8 protein-coding genes are annotated in these 9,251 nt (G+C 53.1%); 4 read left to right on the top strand and 4 right to left on the bottom strand.

From position 1 onward, the window contains the following. Positions 1–697 (top strand): hypothetical protein (locus tag HPT30_RS30355; protein ID WP_217622263.1); only part of this gene is annotated, 697 nt, incomplete at its 5' end. Here the strand turns inward: HPT30_RS30355 and HPT30_RS05685 are convergent. Continuing rightward, a complete protein-coding gene (locus HPT30_RS05685) occupies positions 642–1,850 on the bottom strand; it encodes a GTP-binding protein (RefSeq protein ID WP_175370467.1) in 1,209 nt (402 codons plus the stop codon). The genes HPT30_RS30355 and HPT30_RS05685 overlap by 56 nt on opposite strands. Before the next feature lie 50 nt (positions 1,851–1,900). Beyond that, a complete protein-coding gene (rpmG, locus tag HPT30_RS05680; RefSeq protein ID WP_175370466.1) occupies positions 1,901–2,050 on the bottom strand; it encodes a 50S ribosomal protein L33 in 150 nt (49 codons plus the stop codon). A 194-nt stretch (positions 2,051–2,244) separates the two neighbouring features. Here rpmG and HPT30_RS05675 point away from each other — a divergent pair, with 194 nt between their 5' ends. From HPT30_RS05675 to HPT30_RS05665, 3 genes are read left to right on the top strand one after another with little or no spacing between them, the layout of a single operon-like run. Then, a complete protein-coding gene (locus HPT30_RS05675; RefSeq protein ID WP_175370465.1) occupies positions 2,245–3,273 on the top strand; it encodes a CobW family GTP-binding protein in 1,029 nt (342 codons plus the stop codon). Then, positions 3,270–4,259: a permease gene (locus HPT30_RS05670; protein WP_175370464.1), complete on the top strand. Its 990-nt coding sequence runs from the start codon at positions 3,270–3,272 to the stop codon at positions 4,257–4,259. The genes HPT30_RS05675 and HPT30_RS05670 overlap by 4 nt, the downstream gene beginning before the upstream one ends. Positions 4,260–4,275: 16 nt before the next feature. After that, entirely contained in the window at positions 4,276–5,151 is an 876-nt protein-coding gene (locus HPT30_RS05665) for a TIGR03943 family putative permease subunit (RefSeq protein ID WP_175370463.1), read from the top strand. Here the strand turns inward: HPT30_RS05665 and HPT30_RS05660 are convergent. Beyond that, entirely contained in the window at positions 5,144–5,539 is a 396-nt protein-coding gene (locus HPT30_RS05660) for a NusG domain II-containing protein (RefSeq protein WP_246316945.1), read from the bottom strand. The genes HPT30_RS05665 and HPT30_RS05660 overlap by 8 nt on opposite strands. 138 nt (positions 5,540–5,677) lie before the next feature. Continuing rightward, positions 5,678–9,157 carry a PAS domain S-box protein gene (locus HPT30_RS05655; RefSeq protein WP_312876300.1) on the bottom strand — a complete coding sequence of 1,160 codons (3,480 nt, stop codon included), beginning with the start codon at positions 9,155–9,157 and terminating at the stop codon, positions 5,678–5,680. Positions 9,158–9,251: the final 94 nt, after the last annotated feature.

Raw genomic sequence — 9,251 nt, 5'->3', positions numbered from 1 at the left:
GGTTACGGGGTTACGGGGTTACGGGGTTACGGGGTTACGGGGTTACGGGGTTACGGGGTTACGGGGTTACCGGGTTACGGGGTTACGGGGTTACCGGGTTACGGGGTTACCGGGTTACGGGGTTACCGGGTTCGCGGGGTTCGCGGGATTCGCCAGGTTCGCCGGGTTCGCCGGGTTCGCCGGGTCCGCCAGGTTCGCCGGGTTCGCCGGGTTCGCCGGGTTCGCCGGGTCCGCCAGGTTCGCCAGGTTCGCCGGGTTCGCCGGGTTACCGGGGTTCGCGGGTTACGGGGTTACCGGGTTCGCGGGGGTTCGCCAGGTTCCCGGGATTCGCCAGGTTCGCCGGGTTCGCCGGGTTCGCCGGGTCCGCCAGGTTCGCCGGGTTCGCCGGGTTACCGGGGTTCGCGGGTTACGGGGTTACCGGGTTCGCGGGGGTTCGCCAGGTTCGCCGGGTTCGCCAGGTTCGCCGGGTTCGCCGGGTTCGCCGGGTCCGCCAGGTTCGCGGGGTTCGCCGGGTTCGCGGGTTCGCGGGTTCCCGAGGTTCGTGGGGGTACAGGGGGTACAGGGATTGGTGGATCGCCCATCGAGCAAAATAACCGGAATCCCCCATTCGGATTCCGGTTTCTTAAAGACTCCAGCTCCTGCTATTCCGCAGCCGCTGCGAGCAATTGCTCCGCTGGCCATGGCAGCGGATTATTGAATGTTGTCCAGTCCTGCTTCATTTCTTCAGCAGTCAGAAGGCAGCGATCCAGCCGGGCTTCGATCTCCGAGCGGTCTGCACTAACGCCGATGAACACAATCTCGTTGATCCGGTCGCCCCACTCCTCGTCCCACTTAGCCTTAATCTCAGGCTCGCTCTCCAATACCTCCAATTGCTGCTCCTTCGCCATCGATGCCAGCCAGTACCCTGCCGGCCCGAACTGAATCGACGGGCCAGCCTGGCTCAGGCTGCCGGCAATATCCCCTTTGGCCGCCAGCCACACGAAGCCCTTGGCCCGCACGATCTCATCCGGCCAATTGCTGAAGAAGAAGCTTAGCCGCTGCGGATGGAACGGTGTTCTGCGCCGGTACACGAAGGAGCTGATGCCATATTCCTCGGTCTCAGGCGTATGCTCCTCCTTATTCAGCTCGGCAATCCAGCCGGAGGATAGGCTTGTTTTTTCAAAATCAAACAAGCCTGTGTTAAGAATTTCCTTCGGATCAACAACACCGTTGACGGTGCGGATGATCTTGGCTGTAGGCTGAAGCTTGCGGAGTACCGCTTCCAGCTTGTTCAGTTCTTTTTCCTCCACCAGATCGCATTTGTTCAGCAGCAGTACATCACAGGTCTCAATCTGGTCGATCAGCAGGTCCACAATATCACGGACATCACCATCACCAGCGGTTTCCCCCCGGTCGAGTAAACTGTCTCCGGAAGCAAAATCATGCCAGAAGCGGTTCGCATCCACCACGGTAACCATCGTATCCAGGCGGGCCAGTGTGGTCAGATCAATATCCAGATCAGGATCTTCGTACGTAAAGGTCTGAGCTACAGGCACAGGCTCGCTGATGCCGGAGGATTCGATCAGAATATAATCAAAACGGCCTTCCAATGCCAGCTTCTCCACTTCACGCAACAGATCGTCACGCAAGGTGCAGCAGATGCAGCCGTTGGACATTTCCACCAGCTTCTCCTCCGTGCGGGACAACGCCCCGCCCGATTTCACCAGATTGGCATCGACATTGACTTCGCTCATATCATTGACGATAACAGCGACCTTCAAGCCTTCGCGGTTGTTCAGAATATGATTCAGCAGGGTAGTTTTGCCTGAACCCAGATAGCCGCTGAGTACAGTTACAGGAATTTTTGTCATTGGTGTTGCCCCTTTCGGTGTTCAAATTTCAGGTTGTACTATGAACCTTCTTAACGAGTCTCGCGGTGCAGCGTCACTTTTTTCAAACGAGGGCTGTACTTTTTCATCTCAAGCCGCTCCGGGTGATTCTTCTTATTCTTGGTTGTGGTGTAATTGCGATCGCCGGTTTCTGTACATGCCAAAGTTACGGTAACTCTCATTTCATTCATCCCTTTCTTTATTCGTAATTATTACGATTAACAAATCATACACGCTTTATTCACCAGATGTCAACAACTAGGGCGTAAAATTTCGAATCACTGTTATTTGTGTTCTTTCCAGTAGACCTATGACATAGAGATGGAAATATGAATCTATGATTCTTGTTACAAAGAATGAGGCAGGAGTGAGGAAAATGAAGATACCTGTAATCATACTCAGCGGTTTTCTGGGAAGCGGTAAGACCACGCTGTTATTGTCCCTGCTGCAAGAGAGCAAGCAGAGAGGCCTGAATCCGGGCGTTGTGATGAATGAACTGGGGCAACGGGATGTGGATGGCTATATTTTGCAGGAGCATACCGGGATGACTGTAGAAAAGCTACTGGACGGATGTATATGCTGCAGCCGCAAGGAGGAGCTCGGGGAATGTCTTCAAGTGCTGCTGGCAAGGCGGCCGGATGCCATATTCATAGAACTGACCGGCGTAGCGAACCCGGAAGAAATCGCCTATGCACTGCTGGAAGCGCCTCTGCGGGACCGGCTTACGTTGCATTTCACCGCTACAGTGCTGGATGCAGAGAATACGCTGGAATATAACAGTCGATTATCGGCTGACCGACACCTTGTACGAACACTGCGCCAACAGATCAGTTCGGCGGACCTCATCATCGTGAACAAGAGCGATCTCGTAGAGCAAGAGACGTTATGGAAGATAGAGAAGGCGGTGCGGAAGCAGAACATAGAGGCAGAAATCGTGTACACCCATTATAGTAAAATCAATCTGGTACCCCTGCTGGCCGGCATCACTCCCCGGGAACTTCCCATTCCGGCGCCGCAACGCGCACCCCAGACCTTCAAAAGCGCTGCAATGACCAGGGTCCTGCCGGACTCCGGCGGAACTGCATTGAAGGAACATGACACCGCACAGGAAACTTCCTATTCCCAAGTCGCTGCTTTGACGCTGACTTTTCCACAGGGAGCGCCAGCACAGCTCACTAGAAGGCAGTTCGAAACCTTCTTTAGAGAATGCGGTGACAATCTGTTGCGCGCTAAAGGCCATGTTATCCTATCGGACGATGAGCCGGTCCAGCTTGTCCAATATGCTGGCATGCGGACATCTTGGGAAGCCTCCAGCTACCCCGGTCTGCCCTATGTGGTCTGCATTGGACTGAATCTGAACGAAGCGCTGCTGACTGAACGCTGGTCCGCCTTGTTCCGCTCTTGACCTCTTTTTCACCGGTAAAAATATTCCCGCTGCTCCTGCCCGCAGCCTTCCTGCTTATTCTTGGCATCGTGTGGCTGCCGGGCCGTCTGGAGCTGCTGGATAACGCGTATCTCCATTCCTTCAAAGCAAGCTTCATCGGCATTCTGCTGGAGGCACTGCCATTTGTGCTTGCCGGGGCTCTGCTGTCCTCCCTGCTGCGGGTGTTCGTGCCGGACGAAATGATCTCGCGCTGGATTCCGCGCCGCCCTGTACCCGCCATTCTTTTCGCTTGTCTGCTGGGCGTCTTGTTCCCGGTCTGCGAATGCGGCATGATCCCGCTAGTCCGCCGCCTGATTCATAAAGGTATGCCTGTGTATGTAGCAATCGTCTTCATTCTCTCCGGACCGATTCTGAACCCCGTGGTATACGGTGCCACAATTACCGCCTTCCGTACCCACCCGGAGCTGGCTTATGCCCGCATGGGCCTGGCCTTTGCAGTCGCTTTTATCATCGGCCTGATCGTTTATTTCACCAACACTAAGTCCCCTCTCCGTCTGTCTGCCCGGCAGGAGAATGGAGTGGATCATCATCAAAGTGCACGCGGTGGCAAAGCCGCTGCCGTATTCGTACACACCTCTGACGAATTTTTTGAAATGGGCAAATATTTGATCATCGGCTGTTTGTTGACGTCCGGTATCCAGACCTTTATGGTGCAGGATAGTCTGGCAGCCATCGGCGGAAAACCATTGGGGTCTTATTTTTTCATGATGGGACTAGCCTTCCTGCTCTCCCTCTGCTCCACCTCGGATGCCTTTGTAGCCTCGACCTTTCTGCATGCTTTCCCGGCGGGTTCCTTGCTGGCCTTTATGGTGCTGGGTCCGATGCTTGATTTTAAAAATGCGCTCATGCTGCTCTCGCTGTTCAAGACGCGATTTGCCTTATTCCTGTTCTTCCTGATCTTCTCAACGGTGTTCATCGGGTCAGTATGGATGTCAGGATGGTTGTAGTTAGGAGGGAAGGACCTTGAATGAATCCCGGAGCATTCGGCTCCATTATCTGCTCAGGGCAGTACTTCTGCTGGCCTTTGCCCTCTATATTGGTCATTTGGCACAGCAGGATGCCCTACATTATTATGTGGCACCTAAGCTGGCACGCTGGATCAAACTCTGCCCCATCCCTTTGACCCTGATGGCGCTCAGTCTGACGGTACAGGCACTGTTTGGCAAGGGTGCTGCCTTATGCGACTGCGACCACCGTCTTCCCCGGTGGGGCATCAGAAGCACTGTCCTGTATGGATTGTTTCTCCTGCCGCTGCTGTTCGGCTTCCTGCTGCCTGATCGGCCACTGGGAAGTCTGGCTGCATCTGTGAAGGGGATTGAGCTTACGTATAACATTAAGGAACCGGACCGCGAGGTCCAATTTAATACCAACGATCCTTTTGAAGTCGAGTTTGCCCAGTTGGCGAAGCTGCTGTACAGTCAGCCTGTAATTCCGGTCTATCCGGATATTTTCTCCGAGACTTTCGGGGCTATAGAGCGATATAAACAGAAGTTTGAGGGCAAAGATATTGCCGTATCCGGTTTCGTCTACCGGGAGAACGCCACGACCACGAACGGCCCGTTTGCCTTGAGCCGCTTTCTGGTACAATGCTGTACCGCAGATGCCACACCGTTTGGAATTATGGTGTATCCCGGTACGCCAAAAAGCCTGCCCGCAGACACCTGGGTAGAGGTCCGGGGCAAGCTTCATGTTGGAAAATACAAAGGTAAGGATATTGTACAGATTTCCGCGGTATCGATCACGCCCATCCCGCGGCCTGCTACACCCTATATTTATACCAGCCCCGACTCCGTAGCGGAGTGGGCAAAGTTACAAGCCTCTGGTAAAAGTATTAGATAATAGCATCCAGCTCATCTTCATCACCCGATGACTTGTTCGGATTAAAGACCTCAACCATAATCCGGGCCGGTATGCAGATAATCTGCTGCCTAGGCCTGGAGATAAAGCCCATTTCCAGCGCAATCCGCAGCGGCGCATCTGAATAAGTCATCTGGATTCCGTAATCGAATACCTTAAGCGTGTTGTGTCCGAATTGGGTTTTGATGTCGATGATCTGCTCTTCTTTCGTTAGCGGGACAGTCTTGTACTCCTTGCCGTCCACTGTAATCAGGGCCATCAGATCCCCTTGTTTGTAATGGTCATTCAAGCTGTTGAACCATTTGATCCCATAAATAGAGCCGGCTGCGAGCAGCACCAGCAGAATGATAATAAAATCGCCGCGCTTCATCTTTTGCAATGTAGATACCCTCTCACTAACCTAATTAAAATTTAAAATACGTAATGATTACGAACAAACTAAATATAGTTAGTGGATGGTTATTTGTCAATGCTCAAGCATCCTTCTCGGTCTGCTCAAGTCTTGACTTCAAGCGCCACTGCGAATCCGGGCCGACCAGTCACGCAGCACCCGGTCCAGCTCCTTAACGTGAAGCGGCTTCGAGATGAAATCCTGCATACCCGCTCTCATGCACATCTCCTTGTCTTCTTTCCGGGCAAAGGCGGTCGCGGCGACAATCACCGGGCTAAGTCCCAGCCGCTCCCGGATAAGGCCTGTGGCCTCAATCCCATCCATCACAGGCATCTGGATATCCATGAACACCAGATCATAGGAGCCGGACAGCACCGCTTCCACCGCTTCAGCACCGTTCAGGGCCACATCCGCTGCGTATCCCCGCTTTTTCAAGTACGCCAGCAGCAGCTGCCGGTTGACCGGGTGATCTTCAGCGACCAGAATGGACAACGGCCCATATTTGCCTCCGGCCAGTTCACCCGCCAAAATTGCGGGTTTATCATGCCGGGATTTTCCAGCTGAGCTGTTACTAACGGGCTCCGCCTGCCATTCTTCTCCCGGTAAGGTGACCTGTACCGTAAAGTAGAACTCAGAACCTTCGCCTTCCCGGCTCACTGCTCCAATTCCGCCGCCCAGCAGCTCGGCCAGTTTCTTGCTGATCGCAAGTCCAAGACCCGTTCCGCCATACTTCCGGTTGATAGAAGGATGCAGCTGGGAGAAGGACTGGAAGAGAAGGCCCTGACTGCCCTGCGGAATACCGATCCCTGTATCCTTTACCGAGAACTTGAGGACAACTTGTCCGGACTCCAGCCGCTCGTGGAGCTTCACAGAGATGCGGATATCCCCTTCCTCCGTGAATTTCACCGCATTCCCCACCAGGTTGACGAGAATCTGCCGCAGCCGCGCTTCATCGGTGACAACCACTGGCGGCAAGGCTGGATCAAGCTCGCTTGTCAGGAGCAGTCCCTTCTCCTTCACTTTGGGGTAGAACACCTCGCTTACATTTTGGATAACCTGAGTAAGCTCCAGTGGTCGTGGTTCCAGTGTCATCATCCCGGCTTCAATTTTACTAAAATCAAGAACTTCGTTCAGAATATGCAGCAGGGCCTCGCCGCTTTTATTGATAATATGCGTATAATAGCTTTGCTCCTCGTTAAGCTCCGTTCCCGTGAGCAAGTCAGCCATTCCGATAATACCGTTCATCGGGGTCCGCAGCTCATGGCTCATAATCGCCAGGAATTCCGATTTAGCCCGGTCCGCCTGCTCGGCGGATTCCTTTGCGCGTACAATCTCTTTCTCTTCTGTGATATCACGGAAGACGACGACGGCTCCCTTGCGCTCACCGTTGTCAAACAGTGGAGTCAGGCGGTATTTTACGAGGAAGCTGGAACCATCCTGCCGCCAGAACACTCCCTCCCGCTCTTCATATGTAACATTCTCCGACAAAGCCTGAATCAGCGTCTTCTGGCTGCCGGAATACGGCTCACCGTCCAGCCAAGTCTGCTGAATAGTCAGCAGATGACTGCTGGCCGACCACTCTCCCGGCTCATATCCGAGCATTCCCGCAGCGGCAGGATTAATAAACATCATCTCACCAGCCAGATTCACCCCGAAGATACCTTCAGAGACGGAGTTCAAAATCAAAGCATGTTCGTAGCTCAGCTTCTCGATCTGCTCCAAGTGGCGTTTGCGTTCCGTAATATCACTGGTGATGGCGAACACACCTGCCACCTCACCACTGACCATAATCGGCACATAGATAACGCTCACCTCGACCACATGCCCGTCCCGGTGAATGAGACGGCTCTCGAAGGTCTGGGCCTCTCCGCCTGAAGCCAACTCGAAGCGCCGGAGAACGTTGTCCATTTCATCCGGATCGACCACCTCGGTGAATTCGGACAACAGCAAATTGTCCCGCGAGTACCCGGTTAGATGCAGCAAGCTTGAATTTACAGAAAGAGTCCTGCCCTGCAGATCCATGGCGCTGATCGCCGACGGATTGTATTCAAACAGGGATTTGTAGCGGTTTTCACTTTCCAGAAGCTTCATTTCATATTGCTTCCGTTCGGCAATATCTCGGGTCACACCGACAAGCTCAGACACCTCTCCATCGCCAGAGTAGATATAACGGAAGGTCGTCTCTGTCCAGATATACGACCCGTCCTTGCGCCGAAAGCGGAACACTACCGGCTCCAGCTTCTCTCCGTTCATGCAGCTTTGCAGATAAGTCTGTACCCGATCCGCATCCTCGGGATGAATGTAGGCGATGCCGGAAGTCCCGACCATTTCCTCAGGGGTATAGCCCAGCATGGCCTGACAGATCGGAGATGCATACAAATAGGTAACATGCTCATCCGCAGCATAGCGGGTAATAAAGTCCAGGGAATTCTCCGAAATCAGGCGATAATTCCGTTCACTCACCCGCAGCTGCGCCTCCATGCGGCGCCGTTCCGTCACATCCTGCACCACGCCGCTGATTTGGAGCGCCTTGCCACCTTCGTCTAGTGTGGCCTGCCAGTGGGATTCAATAAATTTGACTTCCCTTTCATTGGTCATGATCTGGAAAATCGCCTCACCGTCAGCTCCGTCCTTCACCGTCTTCCTGAGCATGCCCAGAACCTTCAGGAAATCCTCTGGCTTGATGCAGGAGATAATCTGCTTGTGGTCACAAAGCGAATGATTGCCATAGTCCTCCCTAAAGCCAAAAATATAACGCAGCTCCTTCGAGACGGTCAGGGTGCCGTTCACAACATCCCATTCCCACGAACCCATGCCCGCAAGGTATTGGGCCGTGGCCAGCATATCCTCATATTTCTTGCGCTCTGTGATATCACGGGCGATGGCGAGTACCTTCTCAACCTCACCTTCCTCATTGCGTATGGCCTGGAATGTACTTTCGATCCACAGATACCGGCCATCCTTATGTCTGGCTCTGCGCACAGCTACCTCATTATCCGAATATAGCTTGCCTTCTTCTATCATCTCACGGACATCCTGGGGATGATAATAGTCAACTCTCTTGTTTCCTAGCATTTCCTGCGGCGTATAGCCAAGCAGATTCTCTACCGAAGGTGACACATAATAAAGCGTACCGTCTGGCTCCCCATAAGAAATCATATCCGGTGTATTACGGGTAATAAGATTGTACAGATGCTGGCTCTCCAGATTGCGCTTCTCCGCATGTTTGCGGTCCGTAATATCCGTCGCCTCCGCGACCAGATACAGCGGCCCCTCTCCAGCTTCCCCGTGAATCAGAAACACATGGAGCGAGGCCCAGATGACCGCATCATCACTGCGCAGCAAACGCACCTCCAGATCAACCGCCGATCCGGACCCTTGAAGAAGACGCTTCACTAGAATATCCGGTTCTGTGAACTCACAATCATCTTTATATACCAAATTGGAATAATGTCTATTTAAAAGTTCTTCTTCTATGTATCCCAGCATTTCGCAAAGCGCAGGATTGGAATGCAAAAGAGTCCCCTCTTTCACAGAGACTACCGCGATGCCGCTGGAAGATTGCATATACAATTGCTTAAAGATAAAGTCATGCACTGGTGGAGCCTCCTCTAAAGAATGGGGACGACAAACGTAATTGACAAATTTTAATATCAGTATACCTTTATTTCGGTAAATAAGCCTGATAATT

The organism is Paenibacillus agri, assembly GCF_013359945.1.
Lineage (GTDB): Bacteria > Bacillota > Bacilli > Paenibacillales > Paenibacillaceae > Paenibacillus_AQ > Paenibacillus_AQ agri.
The sequence above is the reverse complement of the archived record's forward strand: the minus strand, read 5'-3'. Positions and strand labels throughout refer to the sequence as shown.

Excerpts from the sequence above, each read along its gene's own strand:
- HPT30_RS05675 (WP_175370465.1), top strand. The coding sequence starts at position 2,245 with ATGAAGATACCTGTAATCATACTCAGCGGTTTTCTGGGAAGCGGTAAG.
- rpmG (WP_175370466.1), bottom strand. The coding sequence starts at position 2,050 with ATGAGAGTTACCGTAACTTTGGCATGTACAGAAACCGGCGATCGCAAT.
- HPT30_RS05685 (WP_175370467.1), bottom strand. The coding sequence starts at position 1,850 with ATGACAAAAATTCCTGTAACTGTACTCAGCGGCTATCTGGGTTCAGGC.
- HPT30_RS05660 (WP_246316945.1), bottom strand. The coding sequence starts at position 5,539 with ATGAAGCGCGGCGATTTTATTATCATTCTGCTGGTGCTGCTCGCAGCC.